The organism is Pseudophaeobacter sp. TrK17 (genome assembly GCF_042192375.1).
Taxonomy (GTDB): domain Bacteria; phylum Pseudomonadota; class Alphaproteobacteria; order Rhodobacterales; family Rhodobacteraceae; genus Pseudophaeobacter.
In genome coordinates, this window is record NZ_CP071703.1 from 1 (window position 1) to 24,937 (window position 24,937).

The 24,937-nt window shown below is 58.0% G+C and carries 22 protein-coding genes and 1 pseudogene; 15 read left to right on the forward strand and 8 right to left on the reverse strand.

Features of this window, described 5'->3' with window-relative positions; genetic code table 11:
• The gene (locus tag JZI28_RS22560) at positions 1-684 is read right to left on the reverse strand and encodes a DnaA N-terminal domain-containing protein (RefSeq protein ID WP_375700343.1); all 684 of its coding nucleotides are present in this window, start codon (positions 682-684) and stop codon (positions 1-3) included.
• A gap of 603 nt (positions 685-1,287) precedes the next feature.
• On the opposite strand from JZI28_RS22560, the gene JZI28_RS22565 reads away from it, so the two are divergent.
• Entirely contained in the window at positions 1,288-2,592 is a 1,305-nt protein-coding gene (locus JZI28_RS22565; protein ID WP_295448863.1) for an AAA family ATPase, read from the forward strand.
• Complete coding sequence (locus tag JZI28_RS22570; protein ID WP_375700344.1) at positions 2,589-3,722, forward strand: ParB/RepB/Spo0J family partition protein; 1,134 nt, start codon at positions 2,589-2,591, stop codon at positions 3,720-3,722. The genes JZI28_RS22565 and JZI28_RS22570 overlap by 4 nt, the downstream gene beginning before the upstream one ends.
• An 82-nt stretch (positions 3,723-3,804) precedes the next feature.
• Here the strand turns inward: JZI28_RS22570 and JZI28_RS22575 are convergent, their stop codons facing one another.
• Positions 3,805-4,845 (reverse strand): OmpA family protein, encoded by a 1,041-nt coding sequence (locus JZI28_RS22575; protein WP_375700345.1) that lies wholly within the window; start codon positions 4,843-4,845, stop codon positions 3,805-3,807.
• A gap of 182 nt (positions 4,846-5,027) precedes the next feature.
• Between JZI28_RS22575 and JZI28_RS22580 the strand changes: the two genes are divergently transcribed.
• Entirely contained in the window at positions 5,028-6,536 is a 1,509-nt protein-coding gene (locus JZI28_RS22580; RefSeq protein WP_375700346.1) for a caspase domain-containing protein, read from the forward strand.
• A gap of 151 nt (positions 6,537-6,687) precedes the next feature.
• Here JZI28_RS22580 and JZI28_RS22585 read toward each other — a convergent pair whose 3' ends face one another.
• The 6 genes from JZI28_RS22585 to JZI28_RS22610 all read right to left on the reverse strand — a co-directional run bounded on the left by JZI28_RS22585 (position 6,688) and on the right by JZI28_RS22610 (position 11,076).
• A complete protein-coding gene (locus tag JZI28_RS22585) occupies positions 6,688-8,190 on the reverse strand; it encodes a DUF4384 domain-containing protein (RefSeq protein ID WP_375700347.1) in 1,503 nt (500 codons plus the stop codon).
• Positions 8,187-8,612 (reverse strand): biopolymer transporter ExbD, encoded by a 426-nt coding sequence (locus JZI28_RS22590; protein ID WP_353401697.1) that lies wholly within the window; start codon positions 8,610-8,612, stop codon positions 8,187-8,189. The genes JZI28_RS22585 and JZI28_RS22590 overlap by 4 nt, the downstream gene beginning before the upstream one ends.
• Positions 8,609-9,019, reverse strand: coding sequence for an ExbD/TolR family protein (locus JZI28_RS22595; RefSeq protein WP_375700348.1), 411 nt, complete (start codon positions 9,017-9,019; stop codon positions 8,609-8,611). The genes JZI28_RS22590 and JZI28_RS22595 overlap by 4 nt, the downstream gene beginning before the upstream one ends.
• Before the next feature lie 18 nt (positions 9,020-9,037).
• A complete protein-coding gene (locus JZI28_RS22600; RefSeq protein WP_375700349.1) occupies positions 9,038-9,655 on the reverse strand; it encodes a MotA/TolQ/ExbB proton channel family protein in 618 nt (205 codons plus the stop codon).
• Between the two features lie 2 nt (positions 9,656-9,657).
• Complete coding sequence (locus JZI28_RS22605) at positions 9,658-10,101, reverse strand: hypothetical protein (RefSeq protein WP_375700350.1); 444 nt, start codon at positions 10,099-10,101, stop codon at positions 9,658-9,660.
• Positions 10,102-10,227: 126 nt separating this feature from the next.
• Positions 10,228-11,076 (reverse strand): hypothetical protein, encoded by an 849-nt coding sequence (locus JZI28_RS22610; RefSeq protein ID WP_375700351.1) that lies wholly within the window; start codon positions 11,074-11,076, stop codon positions 10,228-10,230.
• Positions 11,077-11,252: 176 nt separating this feature from the next.
• Here JZI28_RS22610 and tssA point away from each other — a divergent pair, with 176 nt between their 5' ends.
• The 12 genes and pseudogenes from tssA to tssB (JZI28_RS22670) form a co-directional block, all read left to right on the forward strand.
• On the forward strand, positions 11,253-12,299 hold the full coding sequence (gene tssA, locus JZI28_RS22615; protein ID WP_375700352.1) for a type VI secretion system protein TssA: 1,047 nt from the start codon (positions 11,253-11,255) through the stop codon (positions 12,297-12,299).
• Between the two features lie 86 nt (positions 12,300-12,385).
• Positions 12,386-12,904 carry a type VI secretion system contractile sheath small subunit gene (tssB, locus tag JZI28_RS22620; RefSeq protein ID WP_054462145.1) on the forward strand — a complete coding sequence of 173 codons (519 nt, stop codon included), beginning with the start codon at positions 12,386-12,388 and terminating at the stop codon, positions 12,902-12,904.
• Between the two features lie 11 nt (positions 12,905-12,915).
• On the forward strand, positions 12,916-14,412 hold the full coding sequence (gene tssC / locus JZI28_RS22625; protein ID WP_297340643.1) for a type VI secretion system contractile sheath large subunit: 1,497 nt from the start codon (positions 12,916-12,918) through the stop codon (positions 14,410-14,412).
• Positions 14,413-14,467: 55 nt separating this feature from the next.
• Positions 14,468-14,971, forward strand: a complete 504-nt coding sequence (locus JZI28_RS22630) for a type VI secretion system tube protein Hcp (protein WP_281954509.1) — start codon at positions 14,468-14,470, stop codon at positions 14,969-14,971.
• Between the two features lie 84 nt (positions 14,972-15,055).
• On the forward strand, positions 15,056-15,859 hold the full coding sequence (locus JZI28_RS22635) for a type VI secretion system accessory protein TagJ (protein ID WP_295448906.1): 804 nt from the start codon (positions 15,056-15,058) through the stop codon (positions 15,857-15,859).
• Positions 15,852-16,349 (forward strand): type VI secretion system baseplate subunit TssE, encoded by a 498-nt coding sequence (gene tssE / locus JZI28_RS22640; protein ID WP_295448909.1) that lies wholly within the window; start codon positions 15,852-15,854, stop codon positions 16,347-16,349. The genes JZI28_RS22635 and tssE overlap by 8 nt, the downstream gene beginning before the upstream one ends.
• Before the next feature lie 2 nt (positions 16,350-16,351).
• Positions 16,352-18,229 carry a type VI secretion system baseplate subunit TssF gene (tssF, locus tag JZI28_RS22645; RefSeq protein ID WP_375700353.1) on the forward strand — a complete coding sequence of 626 codons (1,878 nt, stop codon included), beginning with the start codon at positions 16,352-16,354 and terminating at the stop codon, positions 18,227-18,229.
• On the forward strand, positions 18,193-19,230 hold the full coding sequence (gene tssG, locus JZI28_RS22650) for a type VI secretion system baseplate subunit TssG (protein WP_295448915.1): 1,038 nt from the start codon (positions 18,193-18,195) through the stop codon (positions 19,228-19,230). The genes tssF and tssG overlap by 37 nt, the downstream gene beginning before the upstream one ends.
• 25 nt (positions 19,231-19,255) lie before the next feature.
• Positions 19,256-21,979 carry a type VI secretion system ATPase TssH gene (tssH, locus tag JZI28_RS22655; RefSeq protein WP_375700354.1) on the forward strand — a complete coding sequence of 908 codons (2,724 nt, stop codon included), beginning with the start codon at positions 19,256-19,258 and terminating at the stop codon, positions 21,977-21,979.
• A 36-nt stretch (positions 21,980-22,015) separates the two neighbouring features.
• Complete coding sequence (locus JZI28_RS22660; protein WP_375700355.1) at positions 22,016-23,263, forward strand: hypothetical protein; 1,248 nt, start codon at positions 22,016-22,018, stop codon at positions 23,261-23,263.
• A gap of 80 nt (positions 23,264-23,343) precedes the next feature.
• The gene (locus JZI28_RS22665) at positions 23,344-24,201 is read left to right on the forward strand and encodes an ion transporter (protein ID WP_295448926.1); all 858 of its coding nucleotides are present in this window, start codon (positions 23,344-23,346) and stop codon (positions 24,199-24,201) included.
• A pseudogene (gene tssB / locus JZI28_RS22670) lies at positions 24,191-24,697 on the forward strand (type VI secretion system contractile sheath small subunit); the annotation flags it as partial. The gene JZI28_RS22665 and the pseudogene tssB (JZI28_RS22670), both read left to right, overlap by 11 nt.
• Positions 24,698-24,937: the final 240 nt, after the last annotated feature.

Here is a 24,937-nt window from a genome sequence, read left to right on the forward strand (position 1 = left end):
TCAGCTCAGCACCACGATATCGGAAATCTGGTCGTCCACATCGCGACAGGCCGCCAGCAGTCTTGGCTTTAGATGGGACAAGACATAGTTGGCGTGAAAGCGACTGGGCGCGATCAAGGTCAGCCGCCCCCCTGCCCTTTCGCTACGGCTGAGCGCATCAATCCAGGCGGTGTAGATGGCCGGGTCCTCTTGGTGCAATACAGCCTTTGCCAAGCTCCATTCATTGCCATCACTTAGATCAGGTGCGGCCGCAATTTGGCCTGTCCGCAAGGGCACAACATTTGTCGGCGGCGCTTCCTGCCCCTTCATGCGGTGCTCAAAGTCAGGGCCAACATTGGACCAGCTGGTACGGGTATCTTCATAGATGCGGTCCATGTCGAGCCCATGCTCGCTGACCCGACCGCGAACGCCCTGCTTTTTCACAATCAGCCAGCCCATCGCGCGTAGCTTTGCCATCTCCCGTTTTACTGTCCGTTCGTCGACAGTCCAGAGTTTGGCAATTTCGCGTTGGCCAACCGTCAGCTCATTTCTAGACCAATTGTAGCGCGCTGTGATCAAAGTCATAAACCGCAACACAAGCCGTTGCGGTGATTTTGGCTGCGACAAAGCAAACGCACCCAGGGCTGTCAGGATATCATATTTCACTACCGAGGCATGTCGCCCGGCGGGTCGCTTTACCTGCATGGGTCCTTCAGTCCTTCTCGCGTTCCCTAAACCATTTTGAAAATGGCCAGATCAGATTAGCCTTCCCATGAGAAAACTAAGTTTGATCCAGGGTTGTCTGCCTCATATTATCGGGTTGTCCCGATTTACGTTGCGCCCTTCTGACAGGAACTCAACGCTATTTATTCAATGTAGACGATTTGCGTCCTTGATGTCGATTCTGTCAAGAGCCCAGTTGGCTTGGCCCTGTCCCCAATTCCTTTTTTGAAAGAAAAAATTGGTATCAATGGTATTGGGGGACGCCTTGGATGTCCCCTAATGGAGCGAAAATGTCCCCCATTAGGTAGCGGATGCTCATTTACTGTCACCCTATATTTGGTGCCTCACCCTGCCATTCGCCGGGATGGGGCCAGGAATTTGGCAGGGCGAATCGCGAATCGGTTTCTGGTCTCGTCCCGTTGTTTTCTATGGTCTTTTCCACCCTGTGTCCCCGCGGGGACAGGACGCTCTTTTTCAGAGTAATAGGTTTTGCGTTTTTAGCAAATCCGGCGTAAATGAGTAATGAGGAAAAATTAGCGTCCTGCTTAAAAGGACGAGAGACATAGCAAAAAGCGAGAGGCAGTCATGTTCACTCACGAAGACCTGGCGAAATTACAGGCCCAGTCCTTGAAGATGCAGAGCTGGATCCGGCAGCAGACCTTTTCCCCGGAGATGGAAAAGACCCTGCGGCGGTTCTCCAGCTGGGAGGTGGCTGAGCTGATCTTTAAGGTCAATCAGTCTACCCTGCGCGGGCGTCTGGCCGCAGATCCTTCGCTGCCCCAGGGCCATGTGGAAGAAGACGGGCGTCAGCGTTGGTATTCATTGGAAGAGATCAATGAGCTGCGGCGTCGCATCAAGATCAATCGCAAATCATTGATGCCACCGCGTCCCGAAGGCAAGCGCGCCCTGCGGGTGGCGATTTCCAACTTCAAAGGCGGGGCCGGCAAATCCACTGTGGCTTTGCATTTCGCCCATGCCGCGGCCCTGGATGGCTACCGGGTGCTCTGCGTCGACTTTGATCCACAGGCGACGCTGTCCCATTCCATGGGGCTGAGCGATGTGACCGAGGACTACACAGTCTGGGGCATCATGGCGCGGGATCTTGTGCGCGAGACCGAGCGGATGAATGCCTCCGCGCGCGGGGCTGAATCTGGTGCTGCCCTGCCTGAACGGACCCTGCCGGAAGCGATCACCGGCATGGGGCTGCAGGATCTGCGCATCAATGACTTTATCAAGCCGACCAGTTGGCCGACCATTGATCTGGTACCTAGCTGCGCCAATGCGGCCTTTGTTGAATTTGCCAGCGCCCAGTACCGCCATCTCAATCCTGAGTGGTCCTTCTTTGCCGCAGTGTCGCGCTATCTCGATCAGGTCTCGGCGGATGACTACGATATGATCATTTTTGATTGCCCACCGGCGATTGGTTATCAGTCGATGAATGCGGTCTTTGCTGCCGACATGCTCTATATCCCCTCTGGCCCCGGCTATTGGGAATACGACTCGACCACTTCCTTTATCGGTCAGCTGTCCGAGGCACTGGAGGATCTGTCGGCCTTTAACGGGGTTGTCCCCGCGGGGACGTTCACCCTGCCCAAGGCCTTTCTCGACGTGCGCTTTTTGCTGACCCGCTATGAAAGTGGCAACGATTTGCACCGCGCCATGCGCGATGCCTTTATCAAGGTCTTTGACGGGCGCATGGCCGACCACCCGATCGAAATGACCCGGGCGGTTGAACAATCGGGCCGGTTCCTGAGTTCGATCTACGAGATTGATTACCGGGACATGACCCGCGAAACTTGGCGGCGCGCCCGGGCGTCCTTTGATCAGGCCTATGAAGAATTCAAAGGCTATGCCGCCGAAGCCTGGGAGAAGATGGAGGATAGACCATGAGCAAACGCCGCGTTTTTGACATCAACTTTCCTGCGGACCCTGCACCCAAACCCGCTGCGGCCCCCCCTGCCCCAAAGGCGGATGGCGCTCCGGTTTCCGAAAGCCGTCGTGGCCCCATGGCCACCGCGATCTCGGAAAACGCAGAGGCGCTCAAGGCGCGTGCTGTGGCGGAGCAGAATATCCGGGCCGAAAACGACCGCCTGGCGCATGAGTTTGTTCGGCTCAAGGCACTTGGGCTGGTGGTTGATCGCATTCCGCTGGACCAAATCTCCACCAGCAAGCTGGTGCGGGACCGGGCAACCTCGCGTGATCCAGAACTGGAAGAGCTGCAGGCCTCGATCCGCAGTATTGGTCTGTCCAATCCTATCCGGGTCGAAGAAGAGGCCGATGGCAGCTACCAGCTGATCCAGGGCTTTCGTCGTCTCTCCGCCTATCGGGCGCTTTATGCGGAAACCGGCGCGGAGGAGTTTGCGGCGATCCCTGCTGGGCTGATTGCCAAGGGCCAGGATCTTCAGGGGCTGTATCGGCGCATGGTGGATGAAAACCTGGTGCGCCGCGACATCTCTTTTGCGGAAATGGCGCAGCTGGCGCTGTCTTATGCGCAGGATCCCGACACCGGCTGTGACCTGGTAGAAGATGCTGTGAGTCATCTCTATGCCTCGGCCGGGCGGCAGAAACGCAACTACATCCGTCATTTTGCGGAGCTGTTGGAGATGATCGGAACGAGCCTGCAGTTTGCCGAAGCGATTCCAAGAGCGTTGGGGCTGGAGCTTAAGAAACGGCTTTCGGAGGAGGAGCCTCTGGCGGAAGAACTGAGACAGGTTTTGCAAAACGCCCCGCGGCCCGACGCGGAGGCAGAGTTGGCGGTGCTGCGCGGGTTCCTATCCGGATCTTTGGGCAGCGCTGAGGCTGGCCGGTCTGCCGGAATGACAGGGGGCCAAGCAAAGGCTGGCGTCGCCAAAACCACTTTGCGCTGCGCTGTCCCCTCGGGGACGGTACGCTGTCAGGCGCGGGACGGTCGTATCGAGCTGGCGATGGAACGGGATTTTTCAGTCATTGACCGCTACCGGCTGGAAACCGCTATCGCTGCCTTTTTCGCTGCGTTGGAAGAGGGTGAGACCTCCGACTGATCTGCCGGGTTTTGTGTCTAAAGAAAAAGGCTGTCCCCGCGGGGACAGCCTTTTGGTTTTTGGGGGCAGCTATTTGAGAAGGTTAGTTGAGAACCTTAAAAGCGATGCGTCGGTTCTTTGCCCGGTTCTGCGCTGTGTCATTGGGGACCAAGGGGCTTGCTTCACCGTAGCCGACGGATTGCAGACGCGCCCGCGCGATGCCCTTATTTGACAGGTATCTGACAACGGAATTTGCGCGCTTTTGGCTGAGCCGGGTATTGGCCGCGGCGCTGCCTTTGTTATCTGTGTGGCCGCCGATCTCAATCAGAAGGTCGGGGCACCGGCTGACAATATCAAACAGGCTGTCCAAAAAGCTGGTGGATTTTTGATCCAGTCGCGACGTTCCCGGCGCAAAATTCACGCTGCGGCTGCGGGACAGAATGTCAAACCGCCCAATACAGGCCTCGCGACTGAAATCGCCAGCGGTCTCCAAAGCTGCGCTGGCCCCGGATGTGGCAGGCACGGCCAGGACCGGTGTTCCAGGTGCCCGACGGTCAAAGGCGAGGTTTAGATTGACGATGCCCAGCGGGGTAATAGTGACATTGGCGGCCTCCTGCAGCTTGTCCCGTCCTGCCATCAGGTTGAAATCTTCGAGCTGTAGAATGACGGGATTAAGGGTGGAGATAGTGATCCGATCATTACTGACCAAAGTCACGGCGACCTCGGATTCGAGCTCTACCTCGGCACCATGTAGCGACAGGGTCACTGGCAAGTTGATCACCTTGCGCCGCCGGCTGGGGAGATCCTGCAGTGACAAAGGGTCCAGAACTGCGGTTACTGTGGCTTCGGGGAAGCTGAATGTTTCAAAGAACAGGAACCGCATACGAACGTTTCGCAGGTCAATTTGTGTATCGACCGAATCCAGAGCGATAACCAACTGGGCCACCCCCCGTTCGGTGATCTGGCCACTCATGGCGGCAAACTGGCTGGTTTCTGCAACCGTGTCCTTTTTGATCGACAGGAAGGTGATGGCCGATGCCTCCTGGTCAAGTTGCCAGCCATGCTCAAATGGATCCGCTGCCAAGGCTGGGTGGGCGAAAAGAGCCAAGAGGACGAAGACTGGGCGAAGAAGCTGGCGTATCATGACAAAATACTCATACTAGAAAGATCAATTAGGACCGCCCGGATGATGGCCAAAGTTTGGGCGGCTTCTCTAGAGTAACAAAAATCCTAGGACAAAAAGCAAGTATTGCGTAGCCTCGGCCAGTAAATACCTCAATTTTGCAAGGTGTCCCCGCGGGGACAGAGTATTGGAGTTTAAGACTAGTGACTGGTTTTTGGGCCAAGTGCCTGTTTCGCATAGTGGTGCTTGTTGCACTTCTGTCAGGGTCTGCGCGCGCCACCACCCCCGAGGGAGGCGCGCGGCTGGCGTTGGTCATTGGCAATGCCTCCTATGGCAGTGTTTCCGCCCTGGATAATCCGGTGAATGACGCCCGTATGATTTCCCAGACACTGGAGGGGCTTGGTTTTACGGTCTCCATGGCGGTGGACATGAGCCAGGTCGAGATGAAGTTGGCGATTGCCCAGTTTGGTCGTGATCTGCGGGCCGCAGGCGCCGATGCTACCGGTTTGTTTTATTATGCAGGACATGGGGTACAAAGCTTTGGCAACAATTACCTGTTGCCGGTGGATGTGGCGTTGTCAGATGCAGCGGATCTGGACCTGATGGCGGTTGAAGCGCAAACCGTGCTGCGGCAGATGGCGTCGGCGCGCAATCGAACCAATTTGGTGATCCTCGATGCCTGTCGCAATAATCCTTTTGAAAACGTGCCGGAGCTGAATGAAAGTGGCTTGGCTGAAATGAAGGCGCCAACGGGTACTTTTCTGGCCTACGCGACGGCGCCCGGAGGGGTGGCGCTGGATGGGCAGGGGGCGAACAGTCCCTTTACCCAGGCCTTGGTGGAACAGATTGTGGTGCCGGGCCAGCCGGTGGAGCAGGCCTTCAAAGAGGTGCGCCGCGCTGTGCTTGCCCAGAGCGACGGACAGCAGACCCCTTGGGATACCTCCTCTTTGGTGAGTGACTTTATGTTCGCCGAGGCACCACCAAGCCCGGTCCTGTCAGCGGCGGAAACAGAAGAATTGCAGCTTTGGCGTTCGGTACAAAGTGCCCGCGATCCGGTGCAACTGATGCTGTTCTTACGGGGCTATCCGGAAGGAACCTACACACCGGAGGCGCGCGCGCTGTTGGCAGAGGTCATGGCTGAAGAGCTGTCCGTCGACACCTCTGCGCCTGCGACATCACCAGTGGCGCCGGATGAACAGGAAACAGCCCTGTTCAAAGCGGCGCAGGAAGAGGGGTCCCTAGCGGCCTATGAAGCCTATATGCAAAGCTACCCCACGGGGACATACGCTGAAATCGTGACGACCGAAATTGCTGCCTTACAGATGGGACAAGGCAGCGATCCGATCGGCGATGGCACCGTGGCTGACGCCGGCCCAGCAAGCGCGCAAGCCAGCGCAGAGCCGCGCCACTCGGAGGCAGGGCCCGTGACCTTTGCCAGCCCATTGGTGTCTGAACTGGAACAGATCAGTGGGCGTAGCCTCGCTGAGCTTATTGACCAGACGCCGATGTTTCCGCCAATCGAGGGCCTGCCGGAAAGCTACTGGAAATCACAAAATTGCAGTTCCTGCCATCAATGGACTCGCGAGCGCCTGTGCACCCAGGCCAATACCTATTTGAGCCTGAATATGCAGCGGTCGCTGAGCAAACAACATCCCTTTGGCGGGGTCATGAAGCGGAGCTTGAAGTCCTGGGCGGCGGGTGGTTGTCAATAGCGCGGACCTGCTGGGTAAAGCCGTTTGGGGATCGCTTGGCTGTGCTTGTCTAAGTCGCAAAAAAGGGGGGGGCTCCCGCCCAAGATCGACAATCACAGATTGCCCAATCTTCGTTGGGCCTGGCAGCATGCCTGGGGCATGCTGCAGAGTCTCACTTGGCTTGAGTTTCGATTAGAAAGTAGACCCATTCTCCTTTAAAATCAATATCTTGATCTCTTTTCTCGGCGACCTTGCGGCGTAGGAAATCAAGATAGGCAGCGGCAGGTTCGCTGAGCGGTCGTAGACCTTCGTACAGAGGAGAAGAGGCTGCAAACGCAACTGCGATTTCCTGACCATAGGGCGGTCCAACGGTGATTTGCAGGCCAGTGTCTTTGGGGGTTTCGGCGCCAACACGCTGGGCACTTTTGGGCTCGGCCAGTTTTAGCGGAATTTGCGCATTGGGGCTGAGATGGATCACATCACCGGCCGCGTCAAAGTAATCGACATAAAGATAGGCCGGATAGTCTGGCGCGGTCAGGTCAAAGTACAGCTGCTCGCCGCCGGAATAGCTGAGAACACGGGCCTGGGCATCGGCGCCCAGAAGCAGAGGATTGGTGATCTGGTCGGTGCTTTGCGGCAGGCCAACCGTGGAGATACCACTAAGCGCGCCGCACTGTGGACGTGGCAACAGCCGCATCTTGTCGGAGAGCGCAATATCGCGGCCCATCTGAGCCTGCAGAGCTGCCAGCACCGGCTGTCGCAGCCCATCTTCGGGCAAGTGTCCCCGCAGCTCTAGGGTGGCGGTGTCGGGATCAAAGACCACTTGCAGCCGGGAACAGGGCACCGCGCCGAGCAATCCGGCAAGACCATCGCGCAGGTCTGCTGCCTGACTGCCGGGGTCGCCAGGTCTGGTGAAGCTTTGAAAGGCGGCGATAGAGGCCGGGTCTAGATCTTTGGTCCCATCGCCCTGAAAGGCCAGGGCTGCGGTGATTGCTTCTGATTGGGGCGGGCTTTCGGCAGCCTGTTGGGGGATGGTGGCGGTCTCGGCCAGAGATTGGCCCTGCGCGTGAGCAGGACTGGCCGGGATGAGGTCTGGCGCTGCCGCTGCGACGGTGTTCGCAGGGGGCACTTGCGCCTGGGTGGCGGCGAGATCAGGCTGTTGCGCTGGCACGGGTTGGAGGTCAGCGTCCTGAGCGGCTAAGAGAAGCCCCGCTGCAGGGCGCGCCAGTGCTGGCTGGCTGGCAAGTGGACGGGCAGGGGCGAGCGGCGCATCGGGGGCTTGTACAGCTGCTGTGACACCAGGGGGGGCGAGGCTGGGCAATTGCTCTCCCTGTGCTGCGGCGGCTGTAACCGGGAGCAGGGCAGGGGCGCTGGCCTGGGCCGTGGTTTCCTGCACTGCACCAGGGGCGAGGCTGTCGCCCTGCGCAGGGACTTGCTTGCCGGGGTCGGGAGTGGCGGTTTGTTCCTGTGCCTGACTGCGCGCAACCGTCTGGGATTCCATCGTTAGCGCGCTTTGTGGGCTGGGTTGCTGGACCACGGGATCGGGGTCGATGAACGGCATCAGGGCGGCCAGTGCCACAAGATGGACGGCGACAGAGAGCCCAAGCCCCAGGCTCCAGAGCCCGGCCTGGGGCTTGAGAGCAGTGAGGGCAGGGGAGGTCGCTGGCGGCTTCACGGGTGTGACCCTGATTGAGGCGCGCGTTCCGGTGTGACCACCAGTATAACATCCCGGATGCCCAGGGTTTCGGCCTGGCTGACATAGGGCAGAACATGCCGAAGATCCGCGTCGCGGTGGGCATTGATGCGCAGACGCAGGCTGGCATCCCGTGCCAGTTGCTCGGTCAGTGCCGCGGCCAGAGCCGCCGGGGCGATTGTGCTGCCATCCAGGGCCAGATTGCCCTGTTTTGAGATCGCCAGGGTAACGCCGCCTGCGGGCATGTCTCGCCCGGTTTGGGCCTGTGGCGGTGCGACGTCAAAGGGCGCGGTGGCGTCCATGCGTCCAATCAGCATAAAAAACACCAGCAGGAAGAAGACGACGTCGATTAGCGCGATAATTGTCTCTGACTGTGGGGCACGACTGGCGCGTTTCAGCTTCATTGCCGGGCCTCCAGTCGCAACACGCGCATGTTCTGCACCCCGGCCGTGGCGGATTGATCCATTATTGAAATCAGATCCTGGGTGGACGCGGAGTTTGACGGTAGAATGACCAGCTGCGCCTGGGGATCTTTGGCCAGGGCCTGCGCCAAAATTTGGTTCAGCTCCTGCGGCGTCAGGGTGTCGCCGCGCAGACTGGGCCTGCCATCTGCCTGAATGCGGATCATCAAGCGCGTATCAGATGGCTCATTTGGCTGCGCGCGACCTTCAGCAGGGTGCAGGGCCGGGATCATATCCAGATTGAGATAGGTCGAGGTCACCATAAAGAACACCAACAGGATCAACATCACGTCGATCATAGGCACCAGCGAGATCAGGGCCTGAGGCGGGGCGCGGCGTTTGAGAAACATCAGGGGCGTCTCCAGCTGCTAGCGGCCATGATCCGCCAGCATCAACTGCCCCACCGCGCTTTCGATCATCAGCGCGGCCCTGTCGATGCGGGCAGAAAACAACCCGGCTGCGATGGCCGCTGGAATAGCCACGACCAGACCCGCTGCAGTAGTCAGCAGAGCCTGCCAGATCCCGCCGGCCAGTACCGAGGCATTGGCGGCGCCCTGCGCCAGTTCCAATTCCTGAAACGACTGGATCATGCCCAGAACCGTGCCAAGCAGACCCAGCAGCGGGGACACCATGGCAATCAGCTCCAACAGCCGGATGAGACCGTTCATACGTTGGACTTCCTCATTGCCGCGGCGCTCTAGCTCAGCGGTCAGCAGTGGGCCTTTGAGACCGTTTTGCAGCGCCCCCATGGCATACTGCAGGATCCTGTCGGCAGGGGATTTGCCCTGCTCAATCTGCACCTGGGCCCCATGTTTATCCCCTGTTTGCCACAGCTCGATCGCGTTCTGACGCTGGTCCTTGCCAGAGGTCACCGGCCAGAGCTGCAGCAGTTTCACCGCGATCAGGGTAATGGACAGCAGCGAAATCACAGCCAGCAAGGCGATCACCGGCCCCCCCGTCGTGAGGTTTTCCAGAATTGCTCCCATGGTTATTTCACCAGTTTGGTTGTGGCGCGTGAACCCAGCGTGAGGATCGGGAAGCAATCCATCTGGACTTCGTTCTGTGGCTGGCAGGAGGTGACGTCATGCAGCAGAATTTCAGAGATATTTCTGCAGGAAGTCTCTGGAATTTCAAACAGTTTCAAGGTTGTGCGCTGAACGGGCAGGGGGGAGGCATCCACCGAGAGCAGCCGGTCGATTATGCCGTCGCCATCCAGAATGGCCAGCGACATTTCAAAGCCGGCAAAGCTCTTGCCGGTTTGATTGCGAAAGAGGAAAAAGGCGCGACAGCCGCCGCCGTCAATTTCTTCCATCTTGTTCAGCTCGACCAAGAGCGGACCGGTTTCAGCCCGGCTGAGCTGCGGAACCATGACCAGCAGGATAATGGCAAAGCTGCGGCTCATCAGGGAAAGAACAGAAGAGGTGAAGGGCATCGCGGTCTCCGGAGTTGGAAGGAATCACTATTCAAATTGTAAGGTCTTATCTGTGGGTCGGGGCGCAAGCTCCGGGTCACATAACGGTTGGGTTTGCCCATATGACCTGGCCCTGCAAAGGGCGGTTCAGACCAGTGAGGTCAGGGCCTTTTCGATTTTGTCCATGGCATCTCGTGCGCCATTCAGATCACGCTGTTTCAGCAGTCGGGCAGCTTTGTGAATGGCCTGGGTCAGCCGGTCGCGGGCGGGGCCGGGGGCGCGGGCCACATGGGCCTGCAAGCCCTGCGCCCGTTTGACCTGGGCCCCAAGAGAGCGCTGATCAGACTCGCGCTGGCCGCGTTTCAGGGTAGTGTCTTCGTCTTCGCGATCCTTGCCAAGGGCGGCGAGGGCCCGTTCGATCACCAGGATCAGTGTTTCGGCCTCTTGCAGGCGCCCGGAGTTGATGAGGCCAACAGATTTACCCAGAGCACGGTTTAGTTTCAGTTCAAGCGGGCCGGGGGCCAACGCGATTCGCGGCTGAATGCGTTTTAACCTGCGCTTGAGCGGGTCAATTGCTTTTGAATCAATTCCAGGGGCAGAAATATCACTACTATCAGCATTTTGCGTGGCGTCTGCCGTGGCTGATTCTGGCTTGAGACTGTCAAGAATATTGCCGCCATCGTCGTAAAACAAAACATTCACTTTGGGGCGGTTGGATTTTAGGAAACGCTTCAGCTGCATGAGCATTTGAGCAGGCGCCTGCTCGCAGGTCATTTCCATCTGATCGCCCTGTACAACATAGGTTCCCCAGAGCATCGGAGGCTTGCCGCCAGCCTGTTTCAGAGGCGCACGCAGGGCCTCTGGTTTGTTGCCTGGCTGGATCATCATCAGGGGGTCTTTGAGCGGATCCAGACAGAAAGCAAAGCTCGTCCGCCGCTTGGCGCCTTCACGCACCATGGCCCTGACTTCATCGCCGGTAACACGGTCTGCACACATGACAACTACTCACAAAAAGGTGCAAAAACAATTGACTTTAAGATGGCGATAAGGCTCACTCCACGTCAAGTTATTGTTTTGATAATGGCTCAGCTGAGGTCGCCGCATACCTGTATCTTCATATAGGATGTGGTTTTTCAGACTGCGCTTGACCTGATTATTGGGGGGTCAGCCGTATGGATCTGGCTGTTTTTCTACAGTCCATTGGGGAAGAGTCTCCAAGTGGGGATAACCTCGTCTATGACCCGGCCTTTGCCGAAATGGAACGTGCTGCGCAGCCCCTCACCGACGACAGCGGCGCAGGGACCCCTGCGGACTTTGCCACCGTAGAAGAAAAAGCGCTTGAGGTGCTTGAGCGCAGTCATGAGTTGCGCGCGGCGGTTTTTCTTGCGGAGGCGCTGCTGGCGCGTGGTGAGCTTGTGGGGTTTGCGGATGTCACCAGCTACATGCGCGGCTGTCTTGAGCAGTTCTGGGATACATGCCACCCTGAGCTGGACGAGGACGATGGCGATGCGATCATGCGGATGAACGCAGTGCAGGATTTATGCGGTAAGCCGGGGGAGATGGCGGGACCGTCGCCAGTTTATAGTGCCTTGCGGCGCGTCTACCTGAGCGACAGCCGCAATTTTGGCCGGTTCTCGCTGCGCGATATTGAAATCGCCGAAGGGCAGATGAGTGCGCCTGAGGATATGGAGACCATTCCGGATCAGGCCAGCATCGGCGCCGCGTTTCAAGACAGCGATGATGACTTTATCGCAGGGCGTTTGGCGGCGGTTGAGCTGGCAGAGGCGAATATCAAGGCGATCTCGGATGTGTTCTCTGAACAGACGCCAGGACAGGGGCCGGAGCTGGATCCGCTGATAAAGCAATTGCGCCAGATGGCAAAGCGGCTGCGTGACTATGGTAACCTGGCCGAGTCTGCTGAGGATGAGGACAACGACGCAGGCGAAGAGGCTGGCGCGGCAGAGGCGGCCCCTGCGGCCGCAGGGGGGGCACGTGTTGTGGCAGCGCCCGGCGCGATCAATTCGCCAACCGATGTTGCCAATACGCTGGACCGGATCATTGCCTATTACCAGCGGGAAGAACCCTCTAGCCCGCTGCCGCTTTTGTTGGAACGGGCCAAGCGATTGGTGGGGGCAGACTTCCTCACGATTGTGAATGATATGGCGCCGCGTGGGCTGGAGAATGTGCAGCTGATTGGTGGCCTAGAGGACGACGACTAAAGGGGAAACAAGAGGTTTCGGCGACCCGGCGTGATCCGGGAGCGGGGCTTCTTGGGACGTTAGATTACGAGTTGAAGGAGAGCTAGATGGCTGGAAGTTCACAAAAATTTGTTGGCCGCAATCGGGCGCCACGGGTCCAGATCGAATATGATGTGGAACTCTATGGGGCTGAAAAGAAAGTACAGCTGCCCTTTGTCATGGGTGTTCTGGCGGATCTCACCGGGAAATCCGAGGTCGAGCAACCTTCTGTTGCGGACCGCAAGTTTCTCGAAATTGATGTCGACAACTTTGACAAGCGGATGAAATCCATGGCGCCGCGCGCGGCCTTTACCGTGCCCAACACGCTGACCGGCGAGGGCAATATGGCGGTGGATATCACCTTTGAAAGCATGGACGATTTCAAACCGGCAGCAATCGCCGCCAAGGTCGCACCGCTGAAAGAGCTTCTGGATGCACGCACCCAGCTCAGCAACCTGATGACCTATATGGATGGTAAGACAGGAGCCGAGGATCTTATCACCAAGATCATGCAGGATCCGAGCCTGCTGAAAACCCTGGCTGCCCAGCCCAAACCCGGCGGTGACGCTGGTGGTGAGACGGAATAAGGAGGGATAAAATGGCAGACGAAGCACTCCAAACCGAAGCGGCCCCGGCAGAATCAGCTTTTGGCTCCAGCGAATTTGCAAACCTGTTGCACAAGGAATTCCGCCCTAAGTCGGACCAGGCCAAAACCGCTGTTGAAAGCGCGGTCAAAACCCTGGCGGAACAGGCGCTGGCCAATACGGGCCTGATCTCAGATGACGCGCTGCGTTCGATCGAAAGCATTGTGGCGGAGATCGACAAAAAGCTGACCGAACAGGTCAACCTGATCCTGCACAACAAAGAGTTCCAGCAGCTCGAGAGCGCCTGGCGCGGGTTGCACTATCTGGTGAACAACACCGAAACCGATGAGATGCTGAAGATCCGGGTGATTCCGATCACCAAAAAGGAACTGGGCAAGAGCCTGGCCAAATTCAAAGGCACGGCGATGGATCAGTCGCCGATCTTCAAAAAGCTCTATACCGAAGAGTTCAGCCAGTTGGGCGGCGAGCCCTATGGCTCGCTGGTGGCGGATTTCCATTTTGACCACTCGCCGCCGGATATCGAACTGTTGGGTGAGATGTCAAAGATTGCCGCTGCAGCCCATGCGCCCCTGATCACCGGGGCAGAACCCTCGCTGTTTCAGATGGACAGCTGGTCGGAACTGTCGAACCCGCGCGATTTGACCAAGATCTTCCAAACCCCGGAATATGCCGCTTGGCGATCCCTGCGGGAGAGCGAAGATTCCAAATACGTTGGTCTGGCAATGCCGCGGTTCCTGGGGCGGATGCCCTATGGATCCAAGACAGATCCGGTGGATGAATTTGCCTTTGAGGAAGACACCACAGGTGCAGAGAGCGACAAGTATTCCTGGGTCAATGCCGCCTATGGCATGGCCACGAATATCACCCGCTCGTTCAAATCCTACGGCTGGTGCTCCCGTATTCGCGGGGTCGAAAGTGGCGGCACGCTGGAAGAGCTGCCTTCGCATACCTTCCCCACCACCGATGGCGGTGTGGATCAGAAATGCCCCACGGAGATTGCCATTGACGATCGCCGCGAGGCAGAGCTTGCCAAAAATGGCATGATGCCGCTGTTGCATCGTAAGAACACCGATGTGGCGACATTCATGGGCGCGCAATCGCTGCACAAGCCCACCGAATACGACGACCCGGACGCAACGGCCAACGCTAATCTCGGCGCGCGTTTGCCCTATCTTTTTGCCACCTGCCGGTTTGCCCACTACCTGAAATGTATGGTGCGCGATAAGGTCGGGTCGTTCAAAAGCCGTCAGGATATGGAATCCTGGCTGCAAAACTGGATCAACAATTACGTTGATTTTAATGCCGATATCTCTTCGGAGAATGAAAAGGCGCGCAAACCTCTCGCCGCTGCAGAAGTGGTGGTTGAAGAGGTCGAGGGCAACCCGGGTTATTACAGCTCAAAATTCTTCCTGCGCCCGCACTATCAGCTAGAGGGCCTGTCGGTGTCTCTGCGTCTGGTGTCGAAATTGCCCTCGGAAAAAGGAGGCTAAGAACCACTCATGCCTCAAAATTTGTCAATGAGTTAAGTTTTGAAAGGATAGCAAAATGGCTGCTAGCATGTTCGTGGAAATCTCCGATATCGAAGGGGATGCCACAGAAGACAAGCACAAGAAATGGATCGTCATTCAATCGGCGAACTGGAATGTTGAACGCGCTGTTGAGATGACTGATCTTGGGTCGTCTCAGCGGATGCATGCCAACTCGAACTTTGGTAAGGTCGAGCTGACATCGCAAATGGGCAAGGCCTCGAATGAGTTGGCCAAGTCTGTTGCAAACGGGACGGTACGTCCCGAAATCATCATGCATTGGTGTCGCTCAGGTGACGCCCAGGCCGAAGGTCTGCTGGATTATTCCGTTTGGAAAATGAAAGATGTGGTGATCGACAGCTACTCGATCTCGGCAAGCGAAGACGGCATTCCAGAAGAGACCTGGTCGCTGGCCTATGCCGCCATCGAACACACCTACAAATCGACGAACCAAAAGACCGGTAAGTTGGAAAACCCGATTGTTTTCCAATGGAACGTCCAAAGCGGCAAATTCGAATATTGATTTGCACCACCCCGGGCGTGTGGTCACGCCCGGGGTTTCTATTGTTTTTACCTATCACATGTTTGACATGGCGGAGTTTTGACCATGACCCCTGAAGAGCATTTGCGTGCTGGTGATCCGGACCTGGCTCTCGCGGCGCTGCAAGAGCAGGTACGCGCGGATCCGTCTAATGCAAAGCTGCGGATTTTCCTGTTTCAACTGCTCTGCATCCTGGGGGATTGGAAGCGGGCGGTTGCTCAGTTGCGGCTCAGCGCTGAGCTGGACGCAAATGCCACCGTCATGGCGCAGGCCTACCGCGAGGCAATCCTGTGCGAGGTCTACCGCGAAAAGGTTTTTAAGGGTGAAAAAGACCCGCTGATCCTGGGTGAGCCAGAGGCCTGGCTGGCGCAGTTGATCGAGGCACAAAAACAGCTGGCACAGGGCAATGTGGAGCAGGCAACGGCCCTGCGAGAGGCGGCCTATGAGGCGGCACCCACAACCGCCGGGACCGTGAACGGGACCGCGTTTGACTGGATTGCAGATGCGGATATGCGTCTTGGTCCAGTGCTTGAGGTGATCCTCAACGGGCGCTATTTCTGGATCCCCTTTGCGCAGATCCAAAGTCTTGAAATTGATGAACCCTCTGATCTGCGCGATACAGTTTGGATGGCCGGTACATTGACCCTGGCCAATGAGGGCGCGCTGGCGGTGCTGATCCCGACGCGCTATCCGGGCAGCGAAACAGCAGAATCCGGGGTCAAACTGGCCCGGCTGACTAATTGGCAAGACTTGGGCGGCGGCGCCTATATCGGTCTTGGCCAACGGCTTTTGACCATCGGTGAGCAAGACTTTGCGCTGATGGATATTCGGCAGCTCAAGATTGGCGCGCAGGACGGCCCTGATGGCTGACAAGATGCTTGCCGAACGGCTGCAACCCTCGCTTTTGGACCGGCTGACAGACAATGACCCTACCAACCGCAAAGAAACGCGTGACAGCCGGGTCATCGACCTCAACAGGCTGCGGGAGATCATCCAGCGGGATCTGTCGTGGTTGCTCAATACCCAGAACGCGGGCAATCAGATTGATGTAGATCGCTACCCCTTGGCCTCGGCTTCGGTGGTGAATTTTGGGTTGAGCGAAGTCACTGGCGAATTCAGTACGACTGAGAAAGCCGAAAAGATCCGTCGCGCAATTGAACAGGCGGTGACCAATTTTGAACCCCGTATCATCGAAGGCACGGTGGATGTGCAATTGATCGGCGATGTTGATGTGGCGGGCATGACCATCGGGCTGGATATTCGTGCCGACATGTGGGCCCAGCCCCTGCCGTTGGAGCTGTATCTGCGCAGCAAGGTCGATGTGACCACGGGTGAGGTGACGATGGAAAGGGGGCTCTAGCCATGGATACCCGCCTTTTAGGCCACTATGAAAACGAGCTGAACTATCTGCGCGACATGGGAGCTGAATTTGCCGCTGCCTACCCCAAGATCGCGTCGCGTCTGGGAATGGAGGGGGTCGAGGTTCTTGACCCCTATGTGGAACGGTTGCTTGAAGGCGTCGCCTTTTTGTCAGCTCGTGTCCAGCTGGAGCTGGAACTGCAGTATCCGAATTTCACCTCCAACTTGCTGGAGATCATCTACCCGCATTATCTGGCACCGACGCCATCGATGATGATTGCGCATTTTGAACCGGACCCGACCAACTCTGCCGTCAAAAGTGGCTATCTGATGCCGCGCGGTTCGGTGCTGCGCTCGCGTCTGGATGAGGGCGCGCAGACCCCTTGCGAGTTTCGCACCGCAGCGGATCTGACACTTTGGCCGGTGGAGATTTCCGAGGCGCAGTATATTGACGGGCGCGGTGATCTGGTCGCGGCAGGTGTTGCCACCGGATATGAGGCCCGCGCCGGTATCCGCCTACGACTAAAGCGTTCTGATGGGGAACCGCTGCGTGATCTCGACATGGACCGGTTGCAGATCTACCTGGGCAGCGCCGCAGGCAACAGTTGGCCGCTGCTGGAACTGCTGTGCACCCAGGTGCAGGGCATTGTTGCCCGCTCGACTGACCGGCGGGCCGATTGGCATTTGCCGCTGCCGGAAGGCCGTGTTGTGCAAAAGGGATTTTCACGCGAGGAGGCGCTTTTGCCGGTGCCGGCGCGGGTGTTTGATGGCTACCGGCTATTGCAGGAATTCTTTGCTATGCCCGAGCGGTTCCGCTTTGTCGAACTGCAGGGGCTGCGCCCGGCTCTGGAAAAGGCCGAGGGCGACGAGGTGGATCTGTATATTCCGCTGCGCGAAGGCCTGCGCGAGGCGTCTCAGGTGGTGTTGCCTGAGGTTTTTCAGCTCAATTGTATTCCTGCGGTGAACCTGTTTGAAAAACGCTGTGACCGGGTCCGTCTGACGGTGCGTGATACCGAACATCAGGTTGTTCCTAACCGGACTGCTGGTCTGGATTTTGAAATCTATGCGTTGAAAAAGGTGACGGGCATCAGTGGCGAGGGCGCCGATGATGTGGAATTCCGGCCCTTTTATTCAGCAAATGATTTCACCGCGGCAGGGGAAACCCACCCGGCCTATTACACCTTAAAGCGCCGCATGCGGGAGCGGTCTGAAAAGGAACGCCTGCGCGGGGTGCGCTCCTCCTATCTGGGGTCCGAAACCTACCTGACGCTGGTTGATCGCTCGCAGGCGCCCTATGGGGCCGATCTGGAGCAACTGGCGGTTCAGGCGCTGTGCACCAATCGGGATCTGCCGCTGTTGCTGGCAACGGGCAACGAGAACGTCTTTCATCTGCCCGAAGGCGGCCCGGTGAAACAGATCAACCTACCGATCTCGCCTACACGGCCACATCCGTCTTTGGGGCAGGGCGATACTGCCTGGCGGCTGATTTCTCATCTGAGCCTGAACTATGTCTCCATTGCCGACAGCGGCCGGGGCAACGCGGCAGAGGCTCTGCGGGAGCTGGTGGGGCTTTATGCGCCGCTGGGCAATCGGGTGACGGAAAAGCAGTTGGAGGGCATCGTCTCGGTGTCCAGCCGCCCCATCGTGCGACGGATGAGCGACGAAATCCTGTCGACGGCGGTGCGCGGCATGGAAATTTCCATCGGCTTTGACGAGAGCTTTTTTGAAGGCAGCAATATCTATGCGCTGGGGGCCGTGTTGGAGCGGTTTTTCCATGGCTACGCCAGCATCAATACATTTACCGAAACGGTTCTGACGACCGAAAAACGAGGGGAAATCGCCAGATGGCGACCGCAAAAGGGCCTGGGCCGAATGATCTGAGCCTCTTTGACCGGTTGGTCGAAGCCCCTGAGGAACACCATGTTTTTCAGGCCCTCAGGGTATTGGAGGCACATTTTCGAGATCACCCCCGTCTGGGGGAGAGCCGCCGCCCTCGGCAGGATGCATTGCGTTTGGGGCAAGAGGCCGAGCTGGCCTTTCCCCCATCGACGATTGCGAATTTCTCTGCGGCGACCAAAGAGGGGCCGGCGCGGTTGACCAATCGGTTCTTTGGTCTTTTTGGACCCCAGGGCCCTTTGCCGTTGCATCTGACCGAATATGCGCGCGACCGCAAACGCAACCATCGCGACCCCACCATGGTTGCCTTTGCCGATATGCTGACGCACCGGATGATGTCGCTGCTCTATCGGGCCTGGGCTGAGGGCGCGCCGGCGGTGAGTTTTGATCGCGATGAAGACCCTTTGGCGGATCGCGTCGCGGCATTGGCTGGCTATCATGGCAAGGGGCTGCAGCACCGCGATGAGATGCCGGATCTGGCCAAGCTGCATTTCACCGGCATCCTGGGGCAGGGGACCAAGACCCCTGCGGGGTTGGTGGCGATGCTGTCAGATTTCTTTTGTGTACCGGTACATCTGGAAGAGTTTGTCGGCAGTTGGCTGCAGCTGGAACCCGATGATCGCTGGCAGATGGGCCGGGGGCAGGGGGGCTTGGGCCAAAGCACCAGCCTGGGCGAAAAGGTCTGGAGCCGCTCTGCCAAGTTCCGCCTGCGCATCGGCCCGCTAGGGTTGGAAGACTATGAGAGGCTGCTGCCGGGAGGCGCGGCGCTGGACCGTCTGCGCGCGATTGTGCGCAGCTATGTTGGTGATTTTCTGGATTGGGATGTGAACCTGGTTCTGTCCGGCGATGCGGTGCCCCGGTCGAGCCTCGGCGGCGAGACCCGGCTTGGCCATACCAGTTGGATCCGCAGCCGACCAGACCCGGACGCAGACCAGCCGGATGTCGATGATTTGTTTTTATATCCCGGCGTCAGCTCGGGGATTTAAGAGTGCCTATAGGGAGTGAAGTACCATGACCGAGATCAGCCGAGTGGCGCTATTCGGGAAGCTCAACAAATTGGGCTATCAAGCTGTAGAAGGGGCAACTGTGTTCTGCAAGATGCGGGGCAACCCCTATGTGGAACTGGTGCATTGGATGCATCAGCTTCTGGCGCAGCAAGACAGCGATCTACACCGTATCATTGACCATTATGATCTCGATTCCGGCAAAATCGCCACCGAAATGACCCGGGCGCTGGACATGTTGCCACGCGGGGCTTCAGCGATATCTGACCTGAGCGATCATTTGATGGACGCGATGGAACGCGGCTGGGTCTGGGGCTCTTTGCTGTATTCGGCAAGCCAGGTGCGCAGCGGCTATCTGCTTTTGGGCATGTTGAAGACACCAGCGCTGCGCAATATCCTCGCCTCCATGTCGCCGGAACTGGCCCGCATTGGCGCGGATGATCTGGCGGATAATTTTGCCGAAGCCACGGATGGCTCGCCTGAGGCCACGATGTCGGCGCAGGATGGCAGTTCTGTGACCGGTGGCGGTGCCGAACCGGGAGAGGCCTCTGGCGCCATGGCTCCCGGTGCCATGGGCAAGGGCGAGGCGCTGGAGCAGTTTTGCACCGATCTGACCGAACAGGCCCGCAATGGTGAGATTGATCCCATCGTTGGGCGCGACGAAGAGATCCGCCAGATTGTCGATATCCTGATGCGCCGCCGCCAGAACAATCCGATTCTGACCGGTGAAGCTGGGGTTGGCAAAACCGCGGTGGTCGAAGGCTTTGCCCTGCGCATTGCCCGCGGGGATGTGCCGCCCGCCCTGCGTAATGTGCGGCTCTTGGTGCTGGACATCGGCCTGCTGCAGGCTGGCGCCTCGATGAAGGGGGAGTTTGAAAACCGCCTGCGTCAGGTGATTGATGAGGTCCAGGCCAGTGCCGAACCTATCGTGATGTTTGTCGATGAAACCCATACGCTTGTTGGTGCTGGCGGCGCGGCTGGCACCGGCGATGCGGCCAACCTGCTCAAACCAGCGCTGGCGCGGGGCACCCTGCGTACCATCGGCGCCACCACCTGGGCGGAATACAAGAAATACATCGAAAAAGATCCGGCGCTCACCCGGCGCTTCCAGGTGGTCAAGATCGACGAGCCCTCGGTGCCCAAGGCGATCCTGATGATGCGGGGCATTGCCTCGATGTTGGAGAAACACCACCGGGTGCAGGTTCTGGACGAAGGGATCGAGGCGGCTGTCAGCCTGTCGGCGCGCTACATTCCAGCGCGGCAATTGCCAGATAAATCCGTGAGCCTGCTGGACACCGCCTGCGCCCGCGTAGCAGTCAGCCAGCACGCCGTGCCGGCAGAGGTGGACGACAGTCAGCGCCGCATCGAGGCCCTGACCACCGAGCTTGAAATTATCGGTCGCGATGAAACCGCCGGCTATGATGTTGCCGACCGGCGCGAGGCGGTGACGGTGGCAAAAGCCAGCGAGGAGGAGCGGCTGGCCGGGCTCACCATCCGTTGGGACAAGGAAAAAGCGGTGGTCCAGGAGATCCTCGACCTGCGCGCCAAACTCCGGGAGGGAGCCGCGCCCGTAGATGCTGCGGTGGATGCTGGGGAAGAGCTGGCCGAGGGCGCAGTGAACAGCCCGCTGACAGATGACGAGCGCGCGGCGCTGATGCAGCAGCTCAAGGACAAGAACGCGGAGCTGAACGCGCTGCAGGGAGATAGCGCCCTGATTCTGCCGATTGTCGACCACCAGGCCATCGCCAGCGTTGTGGGCGATTGGACCGGTATTCCGGTGGGCCGCATGGTCAAGGATGAAATCGACACCATTCTGCATCTCGAAGAACATCTGGCCAAACGTGTCATCGGCCAGGACCACGCGATGAAGATGATCGCCAAACGCATCCAGACCAGCCGTGCCGGGTTGGATAATCCCAACAAACCCATCGGTGTCTTTATGCTGGCAGGCACCTCGGGTGTTGGTAAAACCGAAACCGCCCTTGCCCTGGCTGAGGTGCTCTATGGTGGTGAACAGAACGTCATCACCATCAACATGTCGGAATACCAGGAGGCCCATACGGTCAGCTCTCTGAAAGGCGCGCCTCCGGGTTATGTCGGCTACGGCGAAGGTGGCGTGCTGACTGAGGCGGTGCGGCGCAAACCCTATTCGGTGGTGCTGCTGGACGAGGTTGAAAAGGCGCACCCGGATGTGCACGAGATCTTTTTTCAGGTCTTTGACAAGGGCGTGATGGAGGATGGCGAGGGCCGGGTGATTGATTTCAAAAACACCCTGATCCTGCTCACCTCCAATGCGGGGTCTGACATGATTATGGACATGTGCGCCGACCCGGATCTGATGCCGGCGCCCGAAGGCATCGCCAAGGCGCTGCGGGATCCCCTGCTCAAGATCTTCCCGGCGGCCCTGTTGGGGCGGCTGGTGACAATCCCCTATTTTCCGCTCAGCCCGGATATGATCGGCAAAATCACCAGGCTGCAGCTGGGCCGGATCAAAAAACGGGTGGAAGAGGCACATGGCGTACCGTTCTCCTACACGGATGCTGTTGTCGACAAGATCGTCGACCAATGCCAGGAGCTGGAAAGCGGTGGCCGGATGATTGATGCAATTGTCACCAACTCCATGCTGCCGGATATCTCAAACGAGTTTTTGCGCCGTCTCATGGCGGGTGAGGAGGTGGCCTCGGTCGCCATTGATGTCAAGGATGGGGAGTTCTCATACAGCTTCGATTAAGTGCGGTTTTGAAACGGGGAAGAGGAAGGAGATGAGATGGTCAAACATGTGGTGATGGACATCAAGAACCTGGACATAAAAGTGTCTGGGCTGGAAATGGTAGATCCGCCAAAACTGTCGTTCAAAGTTGTGATCGAGCTGGATAAGAAAATGGAGAAGGGGACCGACAAAGACCCTCTTTTGCAGCAGGAATTCCAGGCTGCTGCCAGCGGCGTGCTGGATCAGACCAAAGAGACAATTGAGAAGAAGTGTAAGATTTTTGACAAGCTCTTTGTCCAGATGGTGAACAAAGGTGCCTCTGAAAAGGAGATGCAGAAACAGCTGAAGGGCCTGAACGACGCCATCAAAAATGACGTCAAAGTTGCCGAAAAAGGCGCTGAACTGGCGGCCGCCAAAGCCTGGAGCGATCTGCAAAAGAAACGCAAGGAATGGTCCAAGTTCAAGATCAAGATCGGCGTCTCGATTGTTGGCACGCTGGCTGGGCTGGCAGTCAGTATCGCGGCCATGGCCACCTCGCCCTTTTCTGGCGGTGCGGGGGCAGCCTTTGCGATTATTGGCTTTATCAAGTCTGGCGTCAGCTTGGCACAGGATGTGGGCAAGCTGGCCATTAACATCGACCAGTCCAAAGCCATTCTGGTCAAGAACCTGGCGGTGGTCGAAAAAGCTGCCTCAAACCCGGCCCTGAACGCCACAAACGAGGCCTCTGCCGCAGTTTTCCAGGAATTTCTGGGCGTGTCGCAACCTTCGGTCAAGACGGTTGAGGACGCGGCGGATACGCTGAAAGCGAAATATGCCCAGATGATCGTCAAGATGCATGACCTCTCCAAGACCCTGGCAAAGATCCTCAAGGAGCAGGATAAACTGAAGAAGGAGTTTTTGACCGAGGTCGGCAACAAGCTGAAAAAGCACCCGGTGAAGGATAAGAAAGCGCAGTTGGTGATGATCAGCAAGGCGCTGGATACTGCTCTGGCCAAAAACTATGCTGCGGTGCAAAGTGCCATTGACAAGATTCAGGCCATGTATGGCGCGGCGCGGAAATGGGCCGACAATATCAAGGATCTGATGAAGCGGGTCAAAGCGCTGACGATCAAGGATCCAAAGGCACTCAAGGTGTTCCGCGAAGCGCTGAAATTTGCAGCCCTTGGGTTGTCGCCAATAGATGGCAATTCAATCGCAACCGGGGTCAAGGATCTGGCGTTGGGGGTTGGCGGCGCAGCAGGCGGTTATGTTTATGACAAACTGACCAGCAAAGCCCTGGATGGCACCGTTTTTGACGCGGCCTAACGGCTGAATATCAACCGCCGGGCGCTTTGATGCCCGGCAAAATACCGATGCAGTATCGCCATTACCAGTGGAGAAAACCCGTGAATGAGAGCGCCCAAACTCAGCTGACCCTACAAGACCGCGCCCGCGATTTTGTTGAGCGCCCGGTGGTGACCAATTCCATTCTGGGAATTATCATTTTCAACGCGGTGACCTTGGGATTGAGCACGTCAGATACCGTTACCCAACATGTCGGCGGCTTACTGAGCGCGGTGGACAAACTGGTCCTCACGGTCTTTGTCGCCGAATTGGCGCTCAAATTGTTTGCCTATCGGATCAAGTTCTTTTCTTCCGCCTGGAACATTTTTGACCTGCTGGTGGTCAGTGTTGGCCTGCTTCCGGACCGGCAGGGGTTGTCGGCGCTGCGGGGGCTGCGGGTTATTCGCGCATTGCGTCTGTTATCGGTGATACCGCAGATGCGAAAGGTGGTGCAGGCACTGCTGGATGCGCTGCCGGGCATGGGCGCCGTGATCGTCATGATCTCGATCGTGTTTTACGTCTTTGGGGTGATGGCGACGCTGATGTATGGCGCGGCCTTTGACGAGTGGTTCGGCACTCTGGGACGCTCGCTTTATTCGCTGTTCCAGATCATGACCCTGGAAAGCTGGTCCATGGGCATCGTGCGGCCGGTGATGGAAGTCTACCCCATGGCCTGGTCCTTCTTTGTGCCCTTTATCGTCATTACCGCCTTTTCGGTGCTGAACCTTTTTATCGGTTTGCTGGTCAATACCATGCAGTCAGCGGTGGAGGCCGAGGCCGAAGCCGAGTTTGAACAACTGCGTGACCTGGTGCGCAAGGAAACGGATCTTGTGGATGCACATGTGCTGGAGCTGCACGCGGAGCTGAAGGCGCTGCGGCAAGAACTGAGCGCGTTTAAGGGAGGTGAAAATGGCCGATAGTTCGCAAAAATTCGTGGGTCGTAATCGGGCACCTCGGGTGCAGATCGAATATGATGTCGAACTTTACGGTGCTGAAAAGAAGGTGCAGCTGCCCTTTGTCATGGGCGTGATGAGCGACCTTTTGGGTAAAAGTTCCACCCCACAGCCTGCCATTGCGGATCGCAAATTCCTTGAAATTGATGTGGATAATTTTGACGACCGCATGAAAGCCATGGCCCCACGGGCCGCCTTTACGGTGCCAAATACTCTGACCGGTGAGGGCAATCTGTCGATTGATCTCACCTTTGAGCGCATGAAGGACTTCAGCCCTGGTGCCATTGCGTCCAAAGTGGACAGCCTGCGGCCTTTGTTGGAGGCGCGCAATCAGCTGCAAACACTGATGGCCTATATGGATGGCAAATCCGGCGCCGAAGAGCTGATTGAGAAGATCCTGCAAAATCCCGCCTTGATGTCGACGCTGGCCGAAGGCGGGGCGACTTCTGCCGCGGATCAAGACAGTGCCCTGGGCAGCCTGCGAGCGCTTGAAGTGCCAGAAGCCGAGCCTGACACCAGCGATGACGTGCTTGCATCCCTGGCAGCACAGACTCCATCCGAGACGGAGCAGGGGGATGGCGTGTCTGACGCCCTTGCCAGCCTTGCAGCCAACGCGCCAGAGGATCTGCCCCAGTCGGAGACGGGCGCTGAGACTGACGCCGCACTTGCGGCTTTAGCGGCCTCGGCCCCTCAGGAGCCCGCG

What these genes read in the sequence shown, in the direction of transcription:
- tssF (WP_375700353.1), top strand. Translation starts at nt 16,352, where the DNA reads ATGGATACCCGCCTTTTAGGCCACTATGAAAACGAGCTGAACTATCTG.
- JZI28_RS22610 (WP_375700351.1), bottom strand. Translation starts at nt 11,076, where the DNA reads ATGTGTGCAGACCGTGTTACCGGCGATGAAGTCAGGGCCATGGTGCGT.
- tssB (WP_054462145.1), top strand. Translation starts at nt 12,386, where the DNA reads ATGGCTGGAAGTTCACAAAAATTTGTTGGCCGCAATCGGGCGCCACGG.
- tssG (WP_295448915.1), top strand. Translation starts at nt 18,193, where the DNA reads ATGGCGACCGCAAAAGGGCCTGGGCCGAATGATCTGAGCCTCTTTGAC.
- tssA (WP_375700352.1), top strand. Translation starts at nt 11,253, where the DNA reads ATGGATCTGGCTGTTTTTCTACAGTCCATTGGGGAAGAGTCTCCAAGT.
- tssE (WP_295448909.1), top strand. Translation starts at nt 15,852, where the DNA reads ATGGCTGACAAGATGCTTGCCGAACGGCTGCAACCCTCGCTTTTGGAC.
- JZI28_RS22565 (WP_295448863.1), top strand. Translation starts at nt 1,288, where the DNA reads ATGTTCACTCACGAAGACCTGGCGAAATTACAGGCCCAGTCCTTGAAG.
- JZI28_RS22605 (WP_375700350.1), bottom strand. Translation starts at nt 10,101, where the DNA reads ATGCCCTTCACCTCTTCTGTTCTTTCCCTGATGAGCCGCAGCTTTGCC.
- tssH (WP_375700354.1), top strand. Translation starts at nt 19,256, where the DNA reads ATGACCGAGATCAGCCGAGTGGCGCTATTCGGGAAGCTCAACAAATTG.
- tssC (WP_297340643.1), top strand. Translation starts at nt 12,916, where the DNA reads ATGGCAGACGAAGCACTCCAAACCGAAGCGGCCCCGGCAGAATCAGCT.
- JZI28_RS22560 (WP_375700343.1), bottom strand. Translation starts at nt 684, where the DNA reads ATGCAGGTAAAGCGACCCGCCGGGCGACATGCCTCGGTAGTGAAATAT.
- JZI28_RS22590 (WP_353401697.1), bottom strand. Translation starts at nt 8,612, where the DNA reads ATGAAGCTGAAACGCGCCAGTCGTGCCCCACAGTCAGAGACAATTATC.
- JZI28_RS22660 (WP_375700355.1), top strand. Translation starts at nt 22,016, where the DNA reads ATGGTCAAACATGTGGTGATGGACATCAAGAACCTGGACATAAAAGTG.
- JZI28_RS22595 (WP_375700348.1), bottom strand. Translation starts at nt 9,019, where the DNA reads ATGTTTCTCAAACGCCGCGCCCCGCCTCAGGCCCTGATCTCGCTGGTG.
- JZI28_RS22635 (WP_295448906.1), top strand. Translation starts at nt 15,056, where the DNA reads ATGACCCCTGAAGAGCATTTGCGTGCTGGTGATCCGGACCTGGCTCTC.
- JZI28_RS22630 (WP_281954509.1), top strand. Translation starts at nt 14,468, where the DNA reads ATGGCTGCTAGCATGTTCGTGGAAATCTCCGATATCGAAGGGGATGCC.
- JZI28_RS22575 (WP_375700345.1), bottom strand. Translation starts at nt 4,845, where the DNA reads ATGATACGCCAGCTTCTTCGCCCAGTCTTCGTCCTCTTGGCTCTTTTC.
- JZI28_RS22570 (WP_375700344.1), top strand. Translation starts at nt 2,589, where the DNA reads ATGAGCAAACGCCGCGTTTTTGACATCAACTTTCCTGCGGACCCTGCA.
- JZI28_RS22600 (WP_375700349.1), bottom strand. Translation starts at nt 9,655, where the DNA reads ATGGGAGCAATTCTGGAAAACCTCACGACGGGGGGGCCGGTGATCGCC.